This window comes from Uliginosibacterium aquaticum, assembly GCF_012972705.2.
GTDB lineage: Bacteria > Pseudomonadota > Gammaproteobacteria > Burkholderiales > Rhodocyclaceae > Uliginosibacterium > Uliginosibacterium aquaticum.
The window spans coordinates 1-20,431 of the sequence record NZ_JABCSC020000002.1; the positions used below are offsets into that span (position 1 = coordinate 1).

The 20,431-nt window shown below is 61.2% G+C and carries 27 protein-coding genes; 8 read left to right on the top strand and 19 right to left on the bottom strand.

Features of this window, described 5'->3' with window-relative positions; all coding sequences use genetic code 11:
- Both HJ583_RS18940 and HJ583_RS07395 read left to right on the top strand, forming a co-directional pair.
- Positions 1 to 514, top strand: a 514-nt coding sequence (locus HJ583_RS18940) for a bactofilin family protein (protein WP_217423343.1), incomplete at its 5' end; no start/stop codon positions are given.
- Positions 515 to 913: 399 nt separating this feature from the next.
- Entirely contained in the window at positions 914 to 1,228 is a 315-nt protein-coding gene (locus HJ583_RS07395; RefSeq protein WP_170021366.1) for a luciferase domain-containing protein, read from the top strand.
- A 295-nt stretch (positions 1,229 to 1,523) separates the two neighbouring features.
- Here HJ583_RS07395 and HJ583_RS07400 read toward each other — a convergent pair whose 3' ends face one another.
- From HJ583_RS07400 to HJ583_RS07490, 19 genes are all read right to left on the bottom strand, one after another.
- Positions 1,524 to 1,691 carry a hypothetical protein gene (locus tag HJ583_RS07400; RefSeq protein WP_170021367.1) on the bottom strand — a complete coding sequence of 56 codons (168 nt, stop codon included), beginning with the start codon at positions 1,689 to 1,691 and terminating at the stop codon, positions 1,524 to 1,526.
- A gap of 7 nt (positions 1,692 to 1,698) precedes the next feature.
- Complete coding sequence (locus HJ583_RS07405; protein WP_170021368.1) at positions 1,699 to 2,049, bottom strand: hypothetical protein; 351 nt, start codon at positions 2,047 to 2,049, stop codon at positions 1,699 to 1,701.
- A 17-nt stretch (positions 2,050 to 2,066) separates the two neighbouring features.
- Positions 2,067 to 2,441, bottom strand: coding sequence for a hypothetical protein (locus HJ583_RS07410; RefSeq protein ID WP_170021369.1), 375 nt, complete (start codon positions 2,439 to 2,441; stop codon positions 2,067 to 2,069).
- A gap of 162 nt (positions 2,442 to 2,603) precedes the next feature.
- On the bottom strand, positions 2,604 to 2,846 hold the full coding sequence (locus HJ583_RS07415; protein ID WP_170021370.1) for a hypothetical protein: 243 nt from the start codon (positions 2,844 to 2,846) through the stop codon (positions 2,604 to 2,606).
- A gap of 125 nt (positions 2,847 to 2,971) precedes the next feature.
- The gene (locus HJ583_RS07420; protein WP_101943590.1) at positions 2,972 to 3,268 is read right to left on the bottom strand and encodes a 2Fe-2S iron-sulfur cluster-binding protein; all 297 of its coding nucleotides are present in this window, start codon (positions 3,266 to 3,268) and stop codon (positions 2,972 to 2,974) included.
- A gap of 19 nt (positions 3,269 to 3,287) precedes the next feature.
- On the bottom strand, positions 3,288 to 4,124 hold the full coding sequence (locus tag HJ583_RS07425) for an SIR2 family NAD-dependent protein deacylase (RefSeq protein WP_170021371.1): 837 nt from the start codon (positions 4,122 to 4,124) through the stop codon (positions 3,288 to 3,290).
- Positions 4,125 to 4,157: 33 nt separating this feature from the next.
- A complete protein-coding gene (locus HJ583_RS07430) occupies positions 4,158 to 5,306 on the bottom strand; it encodes a DegT/DnrJ/EryC1/StrS family aminotransferase (protein WP_170021372.1) in 1,149 nt (382 codons plus the stop codon).
- A 17-nt stretch (positions 5,307 to 5,323) separates the two neighbouring features.
- Entirely contained in the window at positions 5,324 to 5,590 is a 267-nt protein-coding gene (locus HJ583_RS07435; RefSeq protein WP_216821767.1) for a hypothetical protein, read from the bottom strand.
- Positions 5,587 to 5,802 (bottom strand): putative nitrogen fixation protein NifT, encoded by a 216-nt coding sequence (nifT, locus tag HJ583_RS07440; protein WP_101943597.1) that lies wholly within the window; start codon positions 5,800 to 5,802, stop codon positions 5,587 to 5,589. The genes HJ583_RS07435 and nifT overlap by 4 nt, the downstream gene beginning before the upstream one ends.
- A gap of 26 nt (positions 5,803 to 5,828) precedes the next feature.
- Entirely contained in the window at positions 5,829 to 6,968 is a 1,140-nt protein-coding gene (locus tag HJ583_RS07445) for a cysteine desulfurase family protein (protein ID WP_170021373.1), read from the bottom strand.
- On the bottom strand, positions 6,965 to 7,324 hold the full coding sequence (locus tag HJ583_RS07450) for a DUF3024 domain-containing protein (protein WP_170021374.1): 360 nt from the start codon (positions 7,322 to 7,324) through the stop codon (positions 6,965 to 6,967). Before HJ583_RS07450 ends, HJ583_RS07445 begins: the two co-directional genes overlap by 4 nt.
- 16 nt (positions 7,325 to 7,340) lie before the next feature.
- Positions 7,341 to 7,598, bottom strand: coding sequence for a nitrogen fixation protein NifZ (locus tag HJ583_RS07455; RefSeq protein ID WP_101943602.1), 258 nt, complete (start codon positions 7,596 to 7,598; stop codon positions 7,341 to 7,343).
- On the bottom strand, positions 7,582 to 7,989 hold the full coding sequence (locus tag HJ583_RS07460; protein ID WP_101943604.1) for a nitrogen fixation protein NifZ: 408 nt from the start codon (positions 7,987 to 7,989) through the stop codon (positions 7,582 to 7,584). The genes HJ583_RS07455 and HJ583_RS07460 overlap by 17 nt, the downstream gene beginning before the upstream one ends.
- On the bottom strand, positions 7,982 to 8,773 hold the full coding sequence (locus HJ583_RS07465) for a 4Fe4S-binding leucine-rich repeat protein (protein ID WP_217423344.1): 792 nt from the start codon (positions 8,771 to 8,773) through the stop codon (positions 7,982 to 7,984). Before HJ583_RS07465 ends, HJ583_RS07460 begins: the two co-directional genes overlap by 8 nt.
- On the bottom strand, positions 8,770 to 9,342 hold the full coding sequence (locus HJ583_RS07470; RefSeq protein WP_170021375.1) for a tetratricopeptide repeat protein: 573 nt from the start codon (positions 9,340 to 9,342) through the stop codon (positions 8,770 to 8,772). Before HJ583_RS07470 ends, HJ583_RS07465 begins: the two co-directional genes overlap by 4 nt.
- A gap of 17 nt (positions 9,343 to 9,359) precedes the next feature.
- Positions 9,360 to 9,767 carry a HesB/IscA family protein gene (locus tag HJ583_RS07475; RefSeq protein ID WP_101943606.1) on the bottom strand — a complete coding sequence of 136 codons (408 nt, stop codon included), beginning with the start codon at positions 9,765 to 9,767 and terminating at the stop codon, positions 9,360 to 9,362.
- A gap of 7 nt (positions 9,768 to 9,774) precedes the next feature.
- Positions 9,775 to 9,978: a 4Fe-4S binding protein gene (locus tag HJ583_RS07480; RefSeq protein ID WP_101943608.1), complete on the bottom strand. Its 204-nt coding sequence runs from the start codon at positions 9,976 to 9,978 to the stop codon at positions 9,775 to 9,777.
- Positions 9,979 to 10,029: 51 nt separating this feature from the next.
- Entirely contained in the window at positions 10,030 to 11,655 is a 1,626-nt protein-coding gene (nifB, locus tag HJ583_RS07485) for a nitrogenase cofactor biosynthesis protein NifB (RefSeq protein ID WP_254048267.1), read from the bottom strand.
- Positions 11,656 to 11,863: 208 nt separating this feature from the next.
- Complete coding sequence (locus HJ583_RS07490) at positions 11,864 to 13,447, bottom strand: flavin monoamine oxidase family protein (protein WP_170021376.1); 1,584 nt, start codon at positions 13,445 to 13,447, stop codon at positions 11,864 to 11,866.
- 288 nt (positions 13,448 to 13,735) lie between these two features.
- Here HJ583_RS07490 and HJ583_RS07495 point away from each other — a divergent pair, with 288 nt between their 5' ends.
- The 6 genes from HJ583_RS07495 (at position 13,736) to HJ583_RS07525 (ending at position 19,948) form a co-directional block, all read left to right on the top strand.
- Positions 13,736 to 14,170, top strand: a complete 435-nt coding sequence (locus HJ583_RS07495) for an Ohr family peroxiredoxin (RefSeq protein WP_101943611.1) — start codon at positions 13,736 to 13,738, stop codon at positions 14,168 to 14,170.
- Positions 14,148 to 16,751, top strand: a complete 2,604-nt coding sequence (locus HJ583_RS18945) for a SagB family peptide dehydrogenase (RefSeq protein WP_217423345.1) — start codon at positions 14,148 to 14,150, stop codon at positions 16,749 to 16,751. The genes HJ583_RS07495 and HJ583_RS18945 overlap by 23 nt, the downstream gene beginning before the upstream one ends.
- Positions 16,752 to 16,777: 26 nt before the next feature.
- The gene (locus HJ583_RS07510) at positions 16,778 to 17,224 is read left to right on the top strand and encodes a hypothetical protein (protein ID WP_170021377.1); all 447 of its coding nucleotides are present in this window, start codon (positions 16,778 to 16,780) and stop codon (positions 17,222 to 17,224) included.
- A gap of 18 nt (positions 17,225 to 17,242) precedes the next feature.
- Positions 17,243 to 17,809 carry a flavodoxin gene (locus HJ583_RS07515; protein WP_170021378.1) on the top strand — a complete coding sequence of 189 codons (567 nt, stop codon included), beginning with the start codon at positions 17,243 to 17,245 and terminating at the stop codon, positions 17,807 to 17,809.
- Positions 17,810 to 18,690: 881 nt separating this feature from the next.
- Positions 18,691 to 19,125 carry a hypothetical protein gene (locus tag HJ583_RS07520; protein ID WP_170021379.1) on the top strand — a complete coding sequence of 145 codons (435 nt, stop codon included), beginning with the start codon at positions 18,691 to 18,693 and terminating at the stop codon, positions 19,123 to 19,125.
- 118 nt (positions 19,126 to 19,243) lie between these two features.
- Entirely contained in the window at positions 19,244 to 19,948 is a 705-nt protein-coding gene (locus HJ583_RS07525; RefSeq protein WP_170021380.1) for a hypothetical protein, read from the top strand.
- The last annotated feature ends 483 nt before the right edge of the window (positions 19,949 to 20,431 follow it).

Below are 20,431 nucleotides of genomic sequence, written 5' to 3' on the forward strand. Positions count from 1 at the left end.
ATTCATATGGACTTCCCCTTTCGCCATTCAGATTGAGTTTCGCAACCCCAATCTTGGCACTTTGATGCCGGCGAGGCTTACGCCTCCGGCGACTGTGGGAAGTCCCTTTTTAGTCCGTCGAGAGGGACGGTTTGAAGCTGCGCTTGTGGTTCCCTCCGCGCTTCGCGCTACGGCGTCCGCTTACTTCCACGTTAGGCGAACTCACAAGGAGACAGCAATGGGATTTTACATTGGCAACAAAGTCATTAATACAACACAACGCATTAGTGGGTTTCACATTGGAAACATCGCAATTGCGCCTGCTTCAACTCTCACTGTTGATGGCTTTATCATTGGGAACATCCATGTTGATTTAAATGCAAAACTTATAGTCAATGGCTTCGTGATCGGAAACATTACAGGCCACATCGAGTTTGCAGATATCAACGGATTTTTAATCGGCAACAAGCGCTCAAAGCAGAAGAATCTCCGAAAAATTTCGATCCCAATCAGGGAAGAGAACAAAATCCGGTGATACGAGGCGTCTTGATTGCTGTTTTTTTTTGCAAACGCTTATACCGCCCGGCATTTTGTTGGCGAAAAATCTTGCTTGATCGCTCGTGTCACTTGGCCTGTGATAATTTGCGGTCAGTGCCGTGTGGGCTGTGTGCGCCGCACGTTGTTTCACCGGTGGCGCGTCCAGGCGAGCCGCGATTATTTCTAAGTGGTTGCCTTCGCTGTGCGGCGCATTCGTTGGGCGTGAAATGCCGGTTTCTTCACCCATCCGCCTAACAATTCGCTCAATAGGGACAGCCCAAAGCTACGCTTTGGGTTCCCTCCGCCTGCGGCTCCGGCAGCCCCTCATGTCAAACGTCAGGCCGCACACATCGCGCACGCCTTGCACCTTCGCTTCGAGAACCGGTACAAGATCGTCATGGTCACCCCCAAACAGCAGTTGCTTACATTGCTCGCCTCCATCGAAGGTGTCACGGCGGAGCCATCGCCTGTCGCTGGAGGCACCGCGCTGTTCTTCCGTAGCAAAGAGTTCGGGCACTTCCACAACGACAATGAGTTGGACTTGCGCCTGACTCGCAAGGTCATCGCCTCGCTCGGTCTGGCGCACCCGCCGGGCTCGTTTCATCATCCCACTCGCTCGGTCACTTCGCCTTGGATTGAGGTTCGATTCAAGTCTTCCAGCGAGGTACTCCAAGCAGCAGAGTTGGTCAAACTGGCCGTAGCGCAGTTGTAATGATCAGCTCTACCCAGCTATTCCTTCAATCCTGCAGTCCCAGGCAATACGTGCTGCCTAACGTGTCAGTCAACCGGAGGCACACCGGTTAGCTCTACGTTAGACCTTACGGCCAAGACCGATCCTCACGTACTAGCCAGGCAGGGCAGGTCAATTGACCCGCGCGGACAAACCTTCCGGACAGACAGGACACACCTATTTCGCGCGGGTTACAGCAGCGCCTAACCCGCCCTAAGCCTGAACGTCTGTTTCCGGATATTTCGACCGGCAGCAGCGGTCGATAGCGGCTATTTTTTCAATCCGGCGTCATGTCTGGATGCAGGATCACTTCATCGGGCAGGCCGCCTTCGTTGGCTTGCAGACTGAGGCCGCCGAGGGGCGAGTAGCCGGCGTCGCCTTCGAGCAGCACGCTGGCTTCCGGCGGATAGGTCTGCAGCAGGGCGAGCAGTTGGCGGACGTTCATGTGCGCTTTACATCTCGTCCAGCAACTCGCGCACGCGGCTCTGGAGTGTCACTGCGTCGAGTGGCGCGCCGGCGCCGAGGCTGATTTCGGCTTCACTGAGGTTTTGCAGGGCAGCGGCGACCATCAAGGCGGCGCAGTGCTCGCGCGGATCGCCTGACCAGCGCAGGCTCAGGCCATCGCCTTCCTGGCTCACCGAGAAGCCGGCATCTTCGCCATCGAGCACGCAGCCCTGGAAGCCGCTGGCACTGGCTAGGTCCAGGCCTTCGAGATCCAGCTTGTAGCCAAGTGCTTTCAAGCCGCCCTGCAGCTCGGCAGGGGGAGGCAGGCTGGCGAGACGGATGCGGCAGGTGCGGGACATCGGTGGGCTCCGAAAGATCAGGCGGCGAAGCTGAACAGCTCCGGCTGGTTGTGGCGATAGGTACGCAGCCACATCAGGGTGGCCGGGACCAGCGAGAGCACGGCAAACCACAGCGCTTCGTCGCAAGGCTGGCCGGTTTGTTGCAATTGGCGGGCGGTGCTGCGCCAGCCATCCCAGGCCAGCTCCGGCATGGCCTCATGCAGTTCGGGGGGCAGTTGCGCGAGGCATTCCGCCAGCACCTGCAGCAGGCGCGTGGCTTCGACGCGGGTGATGCGCGAGTGAAGCAGCTCCTCCTTCTCCAGCCCTTCGGCCAGGATCAGCACAGAGCTGCCGGCCTCTTCGATGTTGGCGAGGGTAGCGGCATTGAAGAGGGCATTGGCGGGGGCGTTCATGATCCGGGTTCCGGGTGTGAGGTGATCCTGCCGAGACTTGACCGCCGTTGCGGCTTCAGACGGTAATACCTTTTTGACGTGCGGGCTCTGCCGGCTGAAAGCGCTTCTGATCGAGTTCAAGGGCCGGCCTTGCGCAAGCATGAGGCCAGGCCTTCAAACCCTTCAGGCACCGATGCGATTGACGAAATTCAGCGGGCCTTCCTTCTGGCTGAGGGCGCCGCATTTCGTGCACTTCCAGTTCACATCAAAGGCCTGTTCGGAACAGCCTTCAACATAAGTCTGGCGGCAGCCGATGGTGGAGCAGGCGGTACAGCGATACAGCTGGCCGTTGCACTTGGCAGCCTGGCCGCCTTTGCGGTAGCCAGTGCACAGTTGGCGATCGGCCTTGATGGCGTCGTAGCTCATGATGGGTTCTCTCTGTCGGGGTTGGTATTTTTGTTTTCAGCGGGGCGGAACGCTTCCGGGAAGCGCAGACGCACATGCGTCGAGCAGCACAGGATGGAGTCGCGCAGTAGCTTCCCGGATACGTTTCACATGAAGCTGAGAATTTCGATCGTTACATCCTCTTCGCCCATCTTGGCCTGACAGGCCAGACGCGATTTGGAGCTGACACCGACCAGGCCATCGAGGGTGGCGTGCTCGGGGCGCTCTGCCTTGGAGAGGCTCTTGCGCCCTTCGAGCACGAAGACGTGGCTGGCTTCGCAGCCGCCAGTGCCACCACAGGTACAGCCGAGCTTTTCACCGCTGGCAAGGATGGTGGAGAGCAGGACGGTGCCGGAGGGGACTTCGGCGGTCTTGCCGGAGGGCATGAGGGTCAGAACGGGCATGACAGGGCTCCTTGAGGGTTTAGGCTGCTTGAAGTTCAGCCGTGCTCGCCGTGAGTTGGGCGACGAACTCGGCAAGGGGAAGCGGAATACGGGTGATGTTCTGCTCGGCGATGAAGAGTTTCTCCATGCGGGTGAGCTCTTCGGGCATCACGGCCCAGTGCTGACCCGAGGAGCGCTTCATGATCTGGCGCGCGAAGCTGCGGGTGAGCTGATCGTTGAAACGGCAGCCAACGAAGAGGAAATTCTTGCCTGTGCGCAGCCCCTGGATTTCGGCCGGGATCGGGGTCTGGATATCGATCTCGGTGAGTACTTCAACGTAATCGGTATCGGAGACGAGGTAGTTGGCCGCCGGGTTGCTGCTGCCGATGGGCTTGTAGAGCAGGGTTTTCCATTCCGGCGCGCGTTCGGGTACGGCATTGCCGTTGCCGTCGTACCAGCCGGTCCAGGTGCCGAAGTGTTCGGACTGCGACAGGCCCTGGACTTCGCCCCATTTCACCCCCTTGTCCTGCAGTGCGCGGGCCATGGCTTCGTCATACCAGGTGTCGACGATCAGCGGGAAGCCCTGAGCGGCGAGCCAGTGATGAAAGGGTGAGGGCACCGGTTCGGCAAGAAAGGCGGCGTTCATCTGGTCGATCAGGGTCTTGCGATGCTTGAAGTTTTCGATGAACTGGGCGGACTGGGTGAGCCGGGTGCGGATCTTGTGCGGCACCGAAACCTTGGCAGTGAGGAGCGCCACCAGGGCTTCCGGGGTGTTGGGCACGGCGTAGTCCGGTGCGAGCGAGAGCACGTCTGGCCCAAGGTAGGGAATCAGGGTGCCGGCACGCAGGCTGGCTTCGAGTTCGGTAGGGAGCGTCATGGCTGTGTCCTTGGGAGAATGGAAGGGCGGATCTCAATAGATCGGCACGCCAGCGCCGACGTTGGTGGCAGCATCCTTGAGGGTGCCGACGACGAAACGGATTTCGTCCTCGTTCAGGAAGCTGTGAAAGGGCAGGGCCAGGGAACGATCGGCAATGCGCTCGGTGTTGGAAAGCTGGCCCTTGGCGTAGCCGTAGCTGGCGTAATGGAACTGCTGGTGCAGGGGCCGGCTGTAGGCGGCCACTTCCACCGCCTCGTCGTCCAGATCCTCGATGAGCTGGGTACGCGCGCTGGCCGTGAAGCGCTTGCCCAGGTGCACCACATAGAGCATCCAGTGCACTTCGGTGACGCCCTCAGCGATGTAGGGCGGCTTGATGCCTTCGAAGGTCTGCATGATCTGGTGGTAGAGGGTTTCGACCTGCTTGCGGCGCGCCAGAATCTCGTAGATGCGCTCGAGCTGGGCGATGCCGACGGCAGCCGCGATATCGCTCAGGCAGGCCTGCAGCGGCACGCGGCTGCCCACCGAGACGGACATCCGGTCGGCCAGCGAGTGCGAGCGCAAATAGCGCAGCTCGGAAGCCAGGCGGGCATCGTCGGTGAGCACCATGCCGCCTTCGCCGCAGGAGATCGCCAGCGGTTGTGAGAGATCGAAGATCGAAATGTCGCCGAAGCTGCCGACCATGTCGTCGTAATAGCGCGAGGCGATGGCCTCGGAGGAGTCCTCGATCAGGCTCAGACCGTGCTGATCGGCCAGGGCGCGGAATTCGTTCCACGCCGCCGGATGCCCGTTGCAGTTGTTGACCAGGATGGCGCGGGTTTTCGGGCCGATCTTTTCGGCAGCCTTGGTGGGCGATAGGCAGCCAGACCAGTAGTCGATATCCGCCAGCACCGGGGTAGCGCCGACGTGGGCAATTGCGTGCGCAAGGTGATGCCAGCTGTAGGCGCTGGCAATGACTTCGTCGCCTGGCCCGATCCCCAGTGCCCGCAGCGCCATCCAGGCGCCCGCCATGCCGCTGGAGACCGCCACCGCATACTTGCGCTCGTGAAAATCGGCAAACACTGATTCGAAGGCTTCAACCATGCTGCCACTGGACAGATGGCCCGAGAGCAGAGCGTGCTGCACCAGCTGCGTTTCGCGCTCGGCGGTGTCGGCTACCGAGAGGGGGATCCAGTCGCTGTCCATGCTCAGACTCCTCGGGCTTACATTTTCTGGGTGAGGACGATGCCGGCTGCGAGCGCCGGATCGCGCGTTACCGACCAGCAGTGGCCATCGCTTTCCATCAGGAACAGGGCACGCTCGCCGATGTTCAGCGCGGGCTCTTCATGCTTCATGTCCATGGCATCGACCGATGAAACGCGCAGGCCCGGTAGCGTGGTGCGCACCGCACTCACGGCGGCGCCGAGGCTTTCGGCGGCGAGGGTGAGGCGGGCGACCTGGGTGAGTTGTTCGGCAGTGATGGCCATCATGCTTCTCCCGACAGGCGCTTGGCCTCCACCGTGATCGGCAGGCGGGTGTCTGCAGCCATCTCGGGCAGGGCCATTTCCCAGCCATTGCCGAGGGTGACCATGCCGCCCCACATTTCCGGACGTTCCATCGACACGATGGGCTCTTCGAGGTCCTTCTTGGGGACGTAGAGGGAGAGTTCGCCCTTGGCGTTCTTGCGGATCATGACTTTCATGGTGGCGTGCTCCCGTGGTGAGTGTGTTAGCCGAGGGCGGCTTCCGGCATGGGCTGTGAATGGCACATGCTCTGCAGTACTTCGGCAAGGCGTGAAAGCTGGTGGGCATCGGTATCGCTGCCCAGCGAAAGGCGCACCGCACCGAGCGCCAGTGCGGGCTCAACGCCCATCGCCAGCAGCACATGCGAGGGGTCCGAGCCGCCGGAGGAGCAGGCGGCGCCGGAGGATGCGCAGATGCCGGCACGGGCGAGTTCGCCGAGGATCTTCTCGGCAGACAGGCCGGCGATGCTGAGGCTGGTGGTGTTAGGCAGGCGGCGTGCGGCGCGGCCATGGATCACGCAGCCGGGAATCCTTGCCAGCACCGATTCAAGGCCTTCGCGCAGGCTGGCGAGGCGAGCAGCTTCGGCCACCTGGCTGGCCATGGCGTGGCGCGCGGCCGCTGCAAAGCCGGCGATACCTGGCAGGTTTTCAGTGCCACCCCGGCGAGCCCGCTCCTGCTGGCCCCCCAGCAGCACCGGCCAGCTGAGGCCTTTGCGGATCAGCAGGGCGCCCACGCCCTTGGGGCCATGAAACTTGTGCGCCGAGAAAGACACCAGATCCACATGCCAGCGCGAGAAACTCAGGGGCAGCTTGCCCACCATCTGGGTGGCATCCACATGCACCGGCACGCCGCGACCGCGTGCCAGCTCGGCCAGGGTTTCTACCGGCTGAAGCACACCGGTTTCGTTGTTGGCGGCCATCACCGAAACCAGCGCAGCATCTTCATGCAGCGCATGCTGGAGGGATTCGGGGCGGATCCGGCCGGCGCCATCCACATCCAGCAACACCACCTCCACGCCCTGCTGGCGCAGTTGCAGGGCGGACTTCAGGTAGCCCGAGTGCTCGATGGCCGAGAGAATCACGCGTTGCGGCGCACCCGGGCGGCGCAGTGCGCCGAGCAGTGCATGGTGATTGGATTCGCTGGCGCCGCTGGTGAAGATCAGCTCCACCGGCTGGGCATCGACCAGTGCGGCCACCTGGGCGCGGGCGCCGGCGAGGAGGCGCTTGGCCTCTTCGCCGAGGGCGTGCTTGGAGGAGGGGTTGCCCCAGCAGGCCAGCGCGGCGGTCATGGCGTCCACGACTTCGGGGAGCGGGCGGGTGGTGGCGTTGTTGTCGAGATAAATCATGGCCAGAACACCCTTTCCTCGTCTTCACACAGGATCTTCAGCAATGCCTCGAGCCGGCTGGCAGTGGCGTGGATGAGCCAGCCACTGCGGCTTGCATCCCGCGCCAGCAGGCTCCATTCACCCTCATGCCGGCTGAGGCGGGCGATATCGATCACGCCCCCGTCCGGATCCACATTGCGCGAGCAACAGGGGCTGGTGATCAGCCAGCCTTCCTCGGTGGTGGTGACGGCTGGTTTCACATAGCGGTAGCGCTTGCGCTCACCCAGCGCACGGGCGATGCGCCGGCGCGTGAGCTCCCGTTCGCTGACGAGTGGATTCGCCGGCTTGAGGAGGCTGGGCAAGCGGGCCACGGCCATGTGCCTGACTCGCGCCTCACAGAGGCGCGATCTCCTCTTCAAGCACCCCGATCACGCAGGGGCGATTGCCCGGCGTGTGGCCGCTGAACTCAACCATGTAGACCGGGATATTGGCCTCTTCGTGATGGCCGATCTGAACGATCTCGCCTTCGGTGCCGAGGCCGACCAGCAGCGCCTCGGCTTCCACCTCGGGGTAGGAACCATCATTGAAGATCTCGACCTGCGCAGTGACACGCTGGCCCCACTGGAATTTCGCTTCACGCAGCTCGAACATGATCGCGCGCTCCTTCTACAGAAAGGTTCTCTTCATCGGCCGCCTCCACGCCGGGGCGCAGATTCTTGAGGCGGGCGATCTTCTCTTCACCGAGCGCTTCCATGACGTGCTCCGGCAGCTTGTCGATCGACACCAGCTCGCGCCCGCGCATGCCAACGCGATTGCCGGTTTCGATGAACTCGACGGCGTAGATGTAGTACTGCTGCAGGAAGTTGCCGATGCTCGTCACGAAGCCAACATCGCCCTTCTTGGCAAGGACTTCACCGATGTCCTTGCCGCAGTAAGTACCGTCATTACGGATCGTGTAGCGCGTAACCACGCGCTCGCCATAACTGAATTCGGGCGGTGCGGTGAGTTCCACCGTATCGCTGTCGCGGCTGATATCACCCATGGCAGGCTCCTTCGTGAATGCCCAGTTCCTCAAGGCGCGCACAGGCTGCGTGGCGCACCTCTTCTTCGTGATCGAGCGCGAGGCGGCGGGCCAGTGCCACACCGGCGCGCTGTGCCAGCTCCCAGCGCACTTCCCAGGCCGGATCGCCAGCCATGCGCTCCAGGAAACTCTCAGGCAAGCGCCGCACCACCTCGCGCCGGATCGCCAGTTCGCGGTCGTCGCACAGGCGCAGCAGCTCGGGCATTTCTAGGCGCTTGACCGCTTCCAGCCGAACCTCCCATTCGGAGTCCCGCAGCATGCGCGGCAGCAGGGCCTTGGGTAGGCGACGGGCAACGAGCTTGCGCACGTAGTAGTCCTCGTCATCGGCCATGGCCAGGAGCTCGCCGCCTTCCAGGCGCATCGCCACCCGGATGCGGACCTCGCGGTGTGGATCGTGGCGCAGGCGCACCACCTGGTTCAGCGGCAGACGCACCGCCACAGACAGGCGAACGGTCTCATCCTCATCCCCGATCAGGTGCTGCAGGCGGAACACATCGGCATGGCGGCAGGCAATCGCACGCACCTCGAAGTAGGGATGGTCGAGGTAATCGTTGCCAAGGCCCGGGTTCCACTTGAAGAAGCGGTCGATGCGTTTGGCGTAACGATCATGCACGCAAGCGTGGCCGCGCTCGCAGCGCGCGGTGGATTCCGCTACCGGACAGCTTGCGCAATCGAGTTCGCCACCTTCCCAGTCGAGCACCGGGATGTCCGGGTCGTCGGTATGCCATTCGCCATTGATCATCATGCGATCACCTCGCTGCGTTCGTCCTCATCCTCGTAATCGGCATCTTCACGGCCGATACGGGCGATCACGCCAGCCAGCACTTCGTGCCCCACCTTGTTGCGCGGATCGAGCTCGGCGAGCTTGGCGACCATGGCGCGGCCAGCCTCGATCTCGCCCAGACGCAGGGAGAGATAGGCAAGGCCCTTGAGGCTGAAGAGGTAGAAGCGCGGCAAGGCTTCGAGTGCTGTGAAGCGCGGGTCAGGCTGAACCGTGCTCCATTCGCGTGCGACACCCAGCGCCGCGCTGGCCATGTCCAGCGCCCGCAGGGCAATTGCGCGCGCCTCCGCGAGGCGGTTGCCGTAGAAGTGGAAGCGATACAACGCGATCAGGGTGGCCGGGTGCTGCGGTGCCAGTTGATGGGCGCCTTCGAGCAAAGCCTGGGCTTCCGCCACCTGATGGCGAATCATGCCGGCCTGGGCGATCAGGAACTCGGCTTGCGCCGGCAGCCCGGCGCCCAGTACGGCGGCATCCAGCCCGCCGAAATCCAGGTCGTCGCCAGACAGTTCGTGATTCACCTGAGTGCCGGACATGATTTCGTCTCCCTGACTCAGCTGCGCCGGATCGAGGCGATGGACACGGTAGCCACCGCCGGTGCCGAGGCGCCATGACTGTGGCCATGCGCGTGATCGCTCGGGCCGCTGCTGCTGCAGGCGCAGGGCGCCTGGTTCGGGTTGATGAAGCTCAGCCCGCTTTTGGTCGGCGTATCCGTGAAGTCGATCGTCACGCCTTCCAGCAGGAGGCGCGAGGCCGAGGTGAAGAACATCTTCACGCCAGCGACTTCGACGATCGAGTCGCCCGCCTGCGGTGCGGCTTCGACGCTGAATTCGGCATTGAAGCCGGAGCAGCCGCCTTCCGTAACATGCAGGCGGAAGCCGGCGCCTTCAGGCTGACCGGAGAAGCGCACCATGCGCGAGATGAACTTGTTTGCTGCAGGGGTGAGCGTGACGTTGGTCATGATTTCCTCAGGCGGTTACCAGTGGCAGGATGCATTCATCGACCGGGCAAACCGCCAGGCACTGCGGGGTGTCGTAATCCCCTTCGCACTCGGTGCATTTATCCGGATCGATGATGAAATAGTTTTTCAGCTCGCTGATGGCTTCGTTGGGGCATTCCGGCTCGCAAGCCGAACAACCGGTACACAACTCGGCGATGATCTTGAGTGACATGGCAATCTCTCCTTTTCGGGGGGCGACGAGGGGGAGGGAGGGTGTGCTGGCTCAGGCCGCGGCGGTGTAAGCACCCTGGCGGATCGAGGCATCGCCCCGCGCCTGGTGCTCGATCTCGCCGCTGGCGATGCGCTTCCTGTAATCGGCGAACCAGGACAAAGCTGCCTTCTCGATGAACTCATCGACGTAGGCATCCACCGGTTCGATACCGGCGCCCTTGAGTTCGTCACGCGGGCAGGCACCGATCTTGGCCACCAGCACGGCGTGGCAATCGTTGATCGCGCGCACCACCGAGGGCAATTGCTCGTCCTCACCAAAGCCGCCCTGGCAGTACTGATCGACCCGGCGGTGGCCCACGAACAGCGCTTCCGCTGCGGAAACTTCGAAGACCTGGAATTCGGTGACGTGACCGAAGTGCTCATTCACACGGCCGCCGCCCTTGGTAGCCACCGCCACCAGCACCTTGATGCTGTCATCAACTTCCAGCTCGCCTTGCGACGCCAGTGCTTCGACCTTGGCGGCGTGCTGGGCCTGGCGTTCGGTTTCGACCTTGTCCTGATAGCTGCGGCGACGGTCAAGGTCATACACCACTTCCATCTCCTCGATCTTGTCGAGGGTGAATTCTTCGCTGCGGTCCTCGCCAAGCAGGCCGACGGCATCCGCACGGCACTGACGGCAGTGACGCATCAGGTTGGCGCCACCCATGCAGGCGTCCTGCACCGCCTTGAGCTCCTGGGCGCTCGGGCCGCGCTGGCCGTTGAGGCCGAAGTAGGTGCCGTGTTCCGGCTCGGAGATCAGCGGCATGATGTTGTGCAGGAAAGCGCCACGGGCCTTCACTGCCTTGTTCACCTCGATCATGTGCTCGTCATTCACGCCGGGGATCAGCACCGAGTTGATCTTGGTGAGCACGCCGCGTGCGGTGAGCATTTCGAGGCCTTTCATCTGCTGCTCGTGCAGGATGCGGGCGGCCTCGACGCCAGTGACGCGCTTGTGGTCCCAGAAAATCCACGGATAGATCTTGGCGCCGATCTCGGGATCGACCATGTTGATGGTGATGGTCACGTGATCGATGTTGTATTTGCAGATCTCGTCGACCAGATCAGGCAGGGCCAGACCGTTGGTGGAGAGGCACAGCTTGATGTCCGGCGCCTGCTCCTGAAGCATGCGGAAGGTTTCAAAGGTCTTCTTCGGGCTGGCGAGCGAATCACCCGGGCCGGCGATGCCGAGCACCGTCATCTGCGGGATCTCGCTGGCGACGGCCAGCACCTTCTTCACCGCCTGTTCGGGGGTCAGCTTCTGGCTCACCACGCCCGGACGCGATTCGTTGGAACAGTCGTACTTGCGGTTGCAGTAGTTGCACTGGATGTTGCAGGCCGGCGCTACCGCCACATGCATGCGGGCGTAATGGTGGTGAGCTTCTTCGGAGTAGCAGGGATGGTTTTTGACCTTGTCCCAGATTTCCTGCGGCATGTCATCCGGGCCGCCGGAGGAGCCGCAACTGGCTTTGCCTTCACCGCCATGGGTGCCACAACCACCGCCGGTGGCGGGCAGATCTGCGGGAGCCGCCAGGGCATTGCCACTGGACTTCAGGTCGGCGATGTTGATGTAACTGGCGGCAGCTTGCATGGCGGACTCCTTGATCTTCTTGACGCGGGCATTGGGGCGGGTGATTCCCACATAGCTAGTTCCGTGCCACGCCTTTTATTTGCTTTAAATCAAACACTTGAGAGGTTTTGTCGGAATTGCGCAGGCGCGACAAAACAGGCAATCGCGACGACAAAGCGAACAGGGCTGACAGGCATGCGTCAGCTTTGGCCGATCTGCGCCGCAGCAGAAATGAGAAGGCCGCCCGAAGGCGGCCTCTGGCGTATTGCGGTTCCTGATTTCAGATCGGCTGGCTGGCAGCTTCCATGCGTTGCAACAAGTCCTCGTTGAGCGCCAGCGCGAATTCGCGCCACAGCGCTGCCAGATCTCGGCGAATCGCTTGTACATAAGCGTGGTTCAGCGTCTGTTCCAGGGGAAAACCGGAGATGGCGCAGGAGCTGGCGTTATGCGTCTGGGCCTGGCTCAGCAGATCGGTCGAGAAGCCCATGAATGGCGCCAGCAAGGCGGGCGTGAGACTTGCACGGCCATTTTCAACAACGGCTTCGGCGAGTTCGAGCGGCAGCGTATGGAGGTATTCCAGGGCCTGTTTGTAGGTGCCCGCAACCACCTCGGTCAGCACCAGTTGCGTGATGTCTTCACGTTGCTGCCGGATCAATGCCTGCTTGAAACCGAAGACATATTTGTCGATCGACTCCTCGCGCAACAAGGCCACCATGCGCGCAAATTTTTCAAGCCCGAGATGGTTGTCCCGCAGGTCGGCACGCGAGGAGTGGCGCAGAGCGGTGGGCGCCGAGAGTTGCTGCCAGATACGCGCGGCGGCATCCAGCGCACCTTCGAGATAGCCGGCTGATTGCCCGGCGGTTTCGCTGCCCCCAAAGATCAGTTTGTCGCCCCACTGGGGCGCGGCTAGCTCCGCTACGCCATCCTGGGGATGGGCGGCAGGCTCGGCGATATCCAGCGCCGAGCAGGTAAAAGGCTCCTGAGCCCAGTCGCGCATGAACAGCTCTCCCTCGGCGGCGGCCGGGCCGAAGAGCTGGGCGAACTGGCTGAAGACCATCAGCTCATGTACCCGGCTGACGGCGATGCGTACCGCTGGGGGGAGGGCCGAGATGCCGCCCAGCGCGGCAGGGCTGCCGTTCTCGCCGCAGGCATCGAAGACTTCGCCCAGCACGGCCTGGGCGTGGGTCACGAAGGCGTTGCCGGCCAGCCCGCTGCTGCGCCAGAACGGCAGCGGATAACGGGCCACGGCCTTGCACTGCGCGGCCATCCAGGTGGGTGTGGCGCGCAGTGTGGTGTGCAGGGCCGAGGCCAACTCAGGTGCGAAAGCGATGCGGGTGCTTGCAAGGCGTGGCGGCAGGGCCAGCACCACATGGCGGGCGGTGATGCGCAGCGCTTCAGTGCCGTTCCAGCACTCCGCCTCGATGTGATCCGGGTATGCCTGGAGCTTCTTCACTTCCAGCCCGAGGCGCACGCGCTCGGGTGCCAGGCGCTGGGCCAGGGCCTGGACCAGCGTGCCCATACCGCCGCCAAGGCGCCGTGCCTGGATGTGCACACTGCTCTGTGGCAGCGGCTCGGGGCTGCCGTCGCCCTTGGCGAGATGCAGGATGGTGCCGCTGTCATGCTGCGGGAAGCTGGAGAGCCCCAGCTCGGCGACCAGGCGCGTGATGCGCGGCTGGGTGGCGGGCCAGAACCAGGTCGGGCCGAGATCGGCGGCGGCTGCCGTGGCGGTTTCAGGCACGCTCTCGATACGCCCGCCAAGGCGCTGTCGTGCATCGATCAGCAGATAGTCATGCCCGGCAGACTGCAGTTTTCCGGCCAAGCTCAGCCCACAGAGCCCGGCACCAACGACAAGCGTATCCAGCATGATTCTGCTCCCCGTGTGAAGTTCATCAGGCTGCTACTTGCAAGCTTGATGCCATGCCGGTGATTCCGGTTTGGCGTATAGCGGCGGCATGCGCAGGGTGTTGCTGCGTCACTTTTGTCACTTTCGGCTGAGCGCCCTGGAACATATCTTTCAGACAAGCAGGGCGTGCCTGAACGAAACCCCAGGCTCAGCCTGTTTTACTGCAAGGAGGGGCCTTGCGTACGAGTCTTGCTAGGAGAGCTGCGAGCCGCGTTTATCCAACCCCCTGTTTGCCTCCAAGGAGCTGTCATGGATCTCGTCTACAAAACCCGTGTATTCAGCCAGGGTGGCCGCAATGGCCGCGTGCAGAGTGAAGACGGCCTGCTCAAGGTGGATCTGGCCCAACCCGCCGAAATGGGTGGTAAGAAGCCGGGGGCCAACCCCGAGCAGCTGTTTGCTGCGGCCTATGCGGCCTGCTTCGAGAATTCGGTGCGCCACATCATCCGTGCCGACCGCCTGCCGGTGAAGGGCTGCATGGTCGAAGCAGAAGTGTCGCTGTACAAGAATTTCGAAGATGCCTACCGCTTCTCGCTGTCCTTCGCCACCATCCTGCACGGCATTGATCAGGTGACGGCCGATTCGCTGGTCGAGCGGGCGCTGAAGGTCTGCCCCTACACCGATGCCACCAAGAACAACATCACCGTGAAGGCGGTGGCTGTACTTGAAGCCCCCGCAACCGCCTGAGATGCAGGACACGCCGCCCGCCGAACTCCCGCCCGACCTGCCGCCACCCAGCGTGGCGGATCTCGTGCGGGCCTATCATCGCCGCACCAAGCATCGCTTCGAGCGTTATGCCGCCGGCCCGGAAACGCTGGATTGGGACGATCAGCCGGCTGCTTTCCGCCATTTCGAGGGCGTCCGAAGCATTCCCTTGCCACTCGCTGAGCCGACGCAGCAGGGCGCGCTTGGCGAGGCCTTGCGGCGGCCCTTTGCAGCGCCCGTGACGCAGCATGTACCGTTTGATCTGGCCAGCCTGGGGGCTTGTCTGCATCTGGCGCTGGGCATCACGGCCTGGAAGCGCTATGGCCCGGATCGCTGGGCGGTGCGCGCCAATCCTTCCAGTGGCAACCTGCATCCGGTGGAGGCCTACCTGATCGCCTGCGACGTGCCGGGCCTCGCCAATGGTCTCTATCACTACGAACCCGAGCAGCATGCGCTGGAGTGCCGCGCCCGCCATCTTTCGACTGGCTCCCTGCCACCCGGTCTGCATATTGCACTGAGCTCGGTGATGTGGCGGGAAGCCTGGAAATACGGTGAGCGCGCCTTCCGCTATTGCCAGCTCGATACCGGCCACGCCATGGCGGCACTGCGCTATGCCTGCGCTGCCATGGGCTGGAGCCTCACCGCACAGCCTCAGCTCGATAATCACCTGCTGGCCAGCGTACTGGGCCTCGATCGGCTGGCAGACTTTCCCGCCCGCCGTGCGCAGGCGACCGAACTGGAGGAAGCCGAAGTACTGCTCAGCCTCGGCTTGGATAACTCACCCGCCCCAGTGCCCACGGCTCGTGCCCTGCGTGCAGCCAGCAGTTCAGCGGTTTGGATGGGAACGGCCAGCAGCATCGATCGCCACCCGATGTATCACTGGCCGGTGATCGCGGAAGTGGCAGCGCTGACCCGCGAAGCCCTGTGCACCACGGCACGCCAGAGCAGCCTGGCCTTGCCGCCCGGGCAGGGCGGTGAGCACGAAGATGCGGCCTCAGGGAAGGGCCCGGGCTTTGCCGAAGTGGTGCTTGGGCGGCGCAGCGCGCAGCACTTCGATCCGGCTTTCCGCATGCCACGCACCGCCTTCATGCACCTGATGAGTCGCCTCATGGCGCAACCGGCGGCCCCCTGGGATGTGCTGCCAGCCGTATGGGAAATGCATCTGCTGCTTTTCGTGCACCGAGTTGAAGATTTGCCCTGCGGAGCCTATCTGCTCACCCGGGGGAAGGCCGGCAATGCCCTGCAGCAGCGCCTGAACCAGCACTACACCCTGAGTCCAGTCGCAGGCCTGCCGCCCGGCCTGGATCTGCAACTCATCGCGGCCATGGAGGCGCCCGCTTTGCAGCGCCTCGCGCGCAGCCTGCATTGCCATCAGGACATCGCCGCCCACGCCAGCTTCGCGCTGGGCATGCTGTGCGAATTCGACCCGGCGCTGGAAGCCAGCCCCGCAAGCTACCGGGAGCTTTTCCGCCAGGCGGGTCTGCTCGGTCAGGTGCTGTATCTCGAAGCAGAGGCTATGGGCCTGCGTGGCACCGGAATCGGCTGCTATTTCGACGATGCGGTGCACGAGATGCTGGGCCTTGAAGACACGCATTACCAATCCCTCTACCACTTCACTGTCGGCAAGCCACGGCTGGACGAGCGCATCGAGACACTCGCCGCCTATGCCGACAGGGAAACGGCCGTTTCAACCGCCCCCAACGTCACAGCAGAGCCCATCATGAGCACCACGGAAGAAGCCTCTCCGGAAATGTCCCCCCGATTTCAGCGCATCAGCGCCCAGCGCGCTGCCGAGCTGATCCAGCGCCATCGCCAGGCCAGCCCACCGACCCTGGCACTGTTCGATACACGTGATCGCATGAGCTTCGACGCGGGTCATATTGCCGGCGCCCAGTTTCTCAGTGACGCCAGCTTTGGCCAGATCATGGCCGGCCTGCCGCGCAGCACACCGATCATGCTGTACTGCTTCCGTGGCAATGCCAGCCAGACCTGGGCCGGCATGTTCGCGGATTTCCGCTACACCGAGGTGTATAGCGTCGATGGCGGCCACGATGCGCTGGCGGCGGCGCTGGCGCAGCCCGCAGCGCCCGTACCAGCAGGCCCGCCCGGTGAGCTCAGCGCGTCATTGCGCAATTTTCTCAGCGCCCGCGGCTTCACACCGGAGAAGCTCAACGAAGCCCGCGAACATGGGCTTACGCCACTGATGCATGCCGCCTGGCGCGGGGAGGTGGCCTTGCTCCGCGAGCTGATCGCGCTGGGTGCCGACGTGCAGTGCCGTAATGCCGATGGCAACACCGCTGTCTGGCTGGCCTGTGTGGCGGCGAGCGAAGAGGCTGTGCGCGCATTGGCCGAAGCCGGCGCGCAGCTCGATAGCCGTAACGACACCGGTGCTACCGCGCTGATGTACTGCGCCTCCAGTGCCAAGCCCGCGATGCTGGCTCTGCTGCTCGAGCTTGGCGCCGATCCAATGGTGACGAACTTTGACGATGCGCGTGCCGTGGATCTGTGTGCCAGCCTCGAGTGCCTGAATCTGCTGCGCCATACCGCCGATTTGCCCACCTGATACGCAGTACCGCAAGGAGAAGCACCATGAGTGACTTGCTGCAAACCAACCGCGTGATCCTGGCGCATTTCGATTCCTACAGCGCCGCCTTGCTGTTCGCACGCTGGGAGCATGGCCTGCTGGGTCCGGCCGCACTGCCAGTCACGGCAACGCCGGCGGCGGCTCCCGCACAGATCGCGCCTGAGCATCAAGGCGCGGCGGTGCTCCAAGCTGCAATCGTGCATTACGGTCTGAATCCGGCTGAAGTCACCCGCATGGAGGATTTCGATGCCTGGTATCAGGAAGAGGGCCAGCTGATCCGTGTGCATGTGCTGCGCTTTACCGGCTTCGAAGCGCCGGTGGAGCTGATCGCAGAGCAGGGCGGTGTCATGCGCGCCATCAGTGCCCTGCGCGGCGCCGCGATGAGCGAGCTACTCTTGCTGCGCGAGGTTTTCAATATCCTGGTCGGCGGCGCCCAGCGCGCCACGACCTAATCAGCAAGGGGCTGGATCATGAGCAGAATCGGCATTTTCTTCGGCACCGAAACCGGCACGACGCGCCTGATTGCCAAGAAACTTCACAAACTGCTGGGCGACGAGATCGCCGACAAGCCGCTCAATGTCAATCGGATAGCGCCTGCCCAGATGCTGGCGTACGACTGTTTGCTGCTTGGCACACCCAGCTATGGCGTGGGGCAGATTCCCGGGCGCAGCGCGGGCTGCCTCGAATCGAGCTGGGAAGAGTTTCTCGCCGAGCTGCCGGAGGACCTTAGCCTCGCCGGCAAGCGGATCGCCTTCTTCGCGCTCGGCGCCCAGGAACGCTATGCCGAGCGTTTCGCGAGTTCGCTGCGACTCGTGCATGACGCATTCAAGAAGCGGGGTGCCGAAATCGTCGGCCAATGGAGCACCGAAGGCTATGTGTTCGAGCATTCGGCTTCAGTGGAAGATGGAAAATTTCTCGGCCTGATTCTTGATCAGCGCACCCAGAGCCAGCTCACCGATACGCGCCTCGCGGCCTGGCTGGAAGAGTTGAGGCCCTTGCTGCTGGAGAAGATTGCGCTTGAGGGTATGACGAACTAGCACGCGTTATTTGAGGCAAGGTAAATCAAAGAGTGATCAAGCCCGCAGCAAGGGGCTTGATGCGCCATCAATTGATGGTGGATCACCCGTTCTGAAATAGCATGCTCACGCTGCTGTTGATATGATCTCAGCGTATTGGATGCCATGATCAGTCGGCGGCAATCGGCCACAAGCGGACGATCAGGTTTGCGGCTTCAAAGCAGCCGTTCAACGCACCGAAACTGAAATCTGTAGAGTGAGGTTTTTGTCGATTCTGTTAATGCTGTTCATCTTTACAGCGGAATCGTGGAGAGCCGCTCTGGAAGCCAATCTTCGCTGGTCGGTCGTGCCATGTTAGGGAGCACGCGCCGATGTTAGGCGGCAAAACTGATCCCTATAACACGTTGGGCCTCTTGAGCTTATGACGCAGTTTCTTCGTTGGTCGTGTTCTTCGGTAGCCGTGTCACCACGGCTGACTTTGGTTTGCCTACGCTCCACAGCTCCGACAAGGGCACCCCGGTAATCATGCTTGCCCTACTTACGTTCTTTCCGACTATCGTTGCCGTCCTCGTTCTCGGGCTGTCCTTTACATTCGGCCACCCTGTCGAGTTGGGCCAAGTTGGGTGGCTAATTTCCGAAGCTCAGGCAGTGTTTCTTGCAATTGGCGCTGTCGCAATACTCTTGTCGCGGAAGTCTGCTCGTCCGCTGCCTCCTTGGCGGGCTATCGCAAATCTCTGGGTGGGGCGTGTCTTGGCCGCATCTGCGATCTTCTACCTTATTGCGTTCGCTCTAGTTACTTACCATGGCCCGTAAGCAAAGCAATCGAGGCCCAACCCATCATTCCACCGGACCTGCGCGAAAAGCCGCGCAGGCCGGTGAATTCAAACGTTAGGGCTCAAAGCATGGGCGCCATGTATTCGGTTTATCCCTTGACCGCGGAAATCAAGCCTTGGCTTGATGAAATGTCTGTCGAGTACCCGCCAAGTCCAGAAGGGCGCAATCCGCACCTTGCGGAAATACAATCTGCACTCGCCCAACTCGAAGGCTATTCCATCAAAGCCCTCACTGCCGAGGTCGGAAAGACCTGGCAGGCCCTCCTAGAGAGCACGCAAGGGCCAGAAGAAAATGGCTGGACACTTCTCAGCATCATCCAGGTAACCGATGGCCCCAATGACTTCTACTTTGAGAAAGGCTGGCCTGATCTGATCGTGAAAATCATGCATCTCATCAGCAGTTTCACCGGGCCGTTGGTTCTTATTTGCGATGCAGGTGACCCACCCCTAGTTGTTAGTGCTGATGCCGATCCTTCTGCCTTATATGAGGCGTGGGGCACATGAACCCTAACATGGCGCTCAACCCCGCTCCTTTCAGTCGCTGGACGCTGCGCGATAGAGCCGCGCAGCGCCGGTTAGCTCTACGTTAGGCCAGGCCAAGTGCATACCACGAATTCAAACAATGAAACATAATAATGAACTTTCTTTCCTGCAAGGAAGTGCTGTTGTTTTTCTGTCCATTTCCGTGGCTTACGTAATCCATGAAATATTTCCAATCATTGATATTGGAAATTTATCAATTATTTTTTTGATAGTATTTTTTCTATTTAGATTAATCTTCATGCTGTCCAGCAAAAGAATACGAGAGTCGAGAGGGATGCCGACTCGAGATCACAAGGATATTAATAAAACTATAAAAATAAGACATCCTTTGGATGGTGCAATAGGTGGCCCAGTTATAACTGCAATACTTGCATATATTTTGTTTTATCCAGAAATGATTGGCTTATCACTCGCTGATGCACCAACACCCGAGATATATTTAATTGTTTTTTTAACATTCCTTCCTGGGGTTTTAGGGGGCTGTGCGATGATTAACTGTCGAACATCCATAGAGCTTACAAGAAATGAAATAAAAATATTTAGACCGAAAAGAAATAGAAAGACAATCCACCTGTCTGACATTAATGACTTATTTGTGCCGCCAAAAGACCCGACCCCGATTTCATACGAGCCTGGTTCTTGCGAGCCTGATTTATTAATAATTCATTTAAGCATCTCTGGGGCTGCGGAAGAGATAAATTTTGCCGGTCTCAATAGAAGCGCAGATGATTTTGCTGCAGATATTTCTATGCGTATAGAGGCTTTAAATGACTATCGAGCCTAACCATTTCGTCGAGAGGGACGTCCGCAAGCTGCGCTTGCGGTTCCCTCCGCCTGCGGCTCCGGCCGCCCCTCACGTCAAACGTTATGCCTAGCGATACTCGATCCGCCGAAATATCAAAGCAGCACGTCAAACAACTCTCTCGCCTTATCGGTTTAGAGTTTTGGCGCATCTATGCCAGTCCATTTGAAGTCGACTCCCGAGAAGGCATTCTTCGGTCATTCTGGGTTGGTATTCCAGCTTCTGAACGCAGTATTCTCGTGATAAAGAACGAAAATTATTTCGTAACGCAGAACGTGCTGCTCAATTATTTCGACATAACAGTCACAGAAGAATCGTGGAAGCCTGAGACACCTCAGGAGCAGTCTTGGTCTTTTCTACATGTTGTACACAAAGATGGCTCCGCCTCACCAATCCTGAGGTCGATTGAAATATATGAGGAAACTTCCGAGGACGAAAACATTCTCGGCGATAGAGATACTGTGA

Excerpts from the sequence above, each read along its gene's own strand:
- HJ583_RS07430 (WP_170021372.1), bottom strand. The coding sequence starts at position 5,306 with ATGGACAGCGACTGGATCCCCCTCTCGGTAGCCGACACCGCCGAGCGC.
- HJ583_RS07415 (WP_170021370.1), bottom strand. The coding sequence starts at position 2,846 with ATGAGCTACGACGCCATCAAGGCCGATCGCCAACTGTGCACTGGCTAC.
- HJ583_RS07400 (WP_170021367.1), bottom strand. The coding sequence starts at position 1,691 with ATGAACGTCCGCCAACTGCTCGCCCTGCTGCAGACCTATCCGCCGGAA.
- HJ583_RS07435 (WP_216821767.1), bottom strand. The coding sequence starts at position 5,590 with ATGATGGCCATCACTGCCGAACAACTCACCCAGGTCGCCCGCCTCACC.
- HJ583_RS07480 (WP_101943608.1), bottom strand. The coding sequence starts at position 9,978 with ATGTCACTCAAGATCATCGCCGAGTTGTGTACCGGTTGTTCGGCTTGC.
- HJ583_RS07425 (WP_170021371.1), bottom strand. The coding sequence starts at position 4,124 with ATGACGCTCCCTACCGAACTCGAAGCCAGCCTGCGTGCCGGCACCCTG.
- nifT (WP_101943597.1), bottom strand. The coding sequence starts at position 5,802 with ATGAAAGTCATGATCCGCAAGAACGCCAAGGGCGAACTCTCCCTCTAC.
- HJ583_RS07395 (WP_170021366.1), top strand. The coding sequence starts at position 914 with ATGGTCACCCCCAAACAGCAGTTGCTTACATTGCTCGCCTCCATCGAA.
- HJ583_RS07475 (WP_101943606.1), bottom strand. The coding sequence starts at position 9,767 with ATGACCAACGTCACGCTCACCCCTGCAGCAAACAAGTTCATCTCGCGC.
- HJ583_RS07495 (WP_101943611.1), top strand. The coding sequence starts at position 13,736 with ATGGATCTCGTCTACAAAACCCGTGTATTCAGCCAGGGTGGCCGCAAT.
- HJ583_RS07445 (WP_170021373.1), bottom strand. The coding sequence starts at position 6,968 with ATGATTTATCTCGACAACAACGCCACCACCCGCCCGCTCCCCGAAGTC.
- HJ583_RS07465 (WP_217423344.1), bottom strand. The coding sequence starts at position 8,773 with ATGATGATCAATGGCGAATGGCATACCGACGACCCGGACATCCCGGTG.
- HJ583_RS07420 (WP_101943590.1), bottom strand. The coding sequence starts at position 3,268 with ATGCCCGTTCTGACCCTCATGCCCTCCGGCAAGACCGCCGAAGTCCCC.
- HJ583_RS07455 (WP_101943602.1), bottom strand. The coding sequence starts at position 7,598 with ATGTTCGAGCTGCGTGAAGCGAAATTCCAGTGGGGCCAGCGTGTCACT.
- HJ583_RS07525 (WP_170021380.1), top strand. The coding sequence starts at position 19,244 with ATGAAACATAATAATGAACTTTCTTTCCTGCAAGGAAGTGCTGTTGTT.
- HJ583_RS07405 (WP_170021368.1), bottom strand. The coding sequence starts at position 2,049 with ATGTCCCGCACCTGCCGCATCCGTCTCGCCAGCCTGCCTCCCCCTGCC.
- HJ583_RS07410 (WP_170021369.1), bottom strand. The coding sequence starts at position 2,441 with ATGAACGCCCCCGCCAATGCCCTCTTCAATGCCGCTACCCTCGCCAAC.
- HJ583_RS07515 (WP_170021378.1), top strand. The coding sequence starts at position 17,243 with ATGAGCAGAATCGGCATTTTCTTCGGCACCGAAACCGGCACGACGCGC.
- HJ583_RS07490 (WP_170021376.1), bottom strand. The coding sequence starts at position 13,447 with ATGCTGGATACGCTTGTCGTTGGTGCCGGGCTCTGTGGGCTGAGCTTG.
- HJ583_RS07450 (WP_170021374.1), bottom strand. The coding sequence starts at position 7,324 with ATGGCCGTGGCCCGCTTGCCCAGCCTCCTCAAGCCGGCGAATCCACTC.
- HJ583_RS07510 (WP_170021377.1), top strand. The coding sequence starts at position 16,778 with ATGAGTGACTTGCTGCAAACCAACCGCGTGATCCTGGCGCATTTCGAT.
- HJ583_RS07520 (WP_170021379.1), top strand. The coding sequence starts at position 18,691 with ATGGGCGCCATGTATTCGGTTTATCCCTTGACCGCGGAAATCAAGCCT.
- HJ583_RS07460 (WP_101943604.1), bottom strand. The coding sequence starts at position 7,989 with ATGGGTGATATCAGCCGCGACAGCGATACGGTGGAACTCACCGCACCG.
- HJ583_RS07470 (WP_170021375.1), bottom strand. The coding sequence starts at position 9,342 with ATGTCCGGCACTCAGGTGAATCACGAACTGTCTGGCGACGACCTGGAT.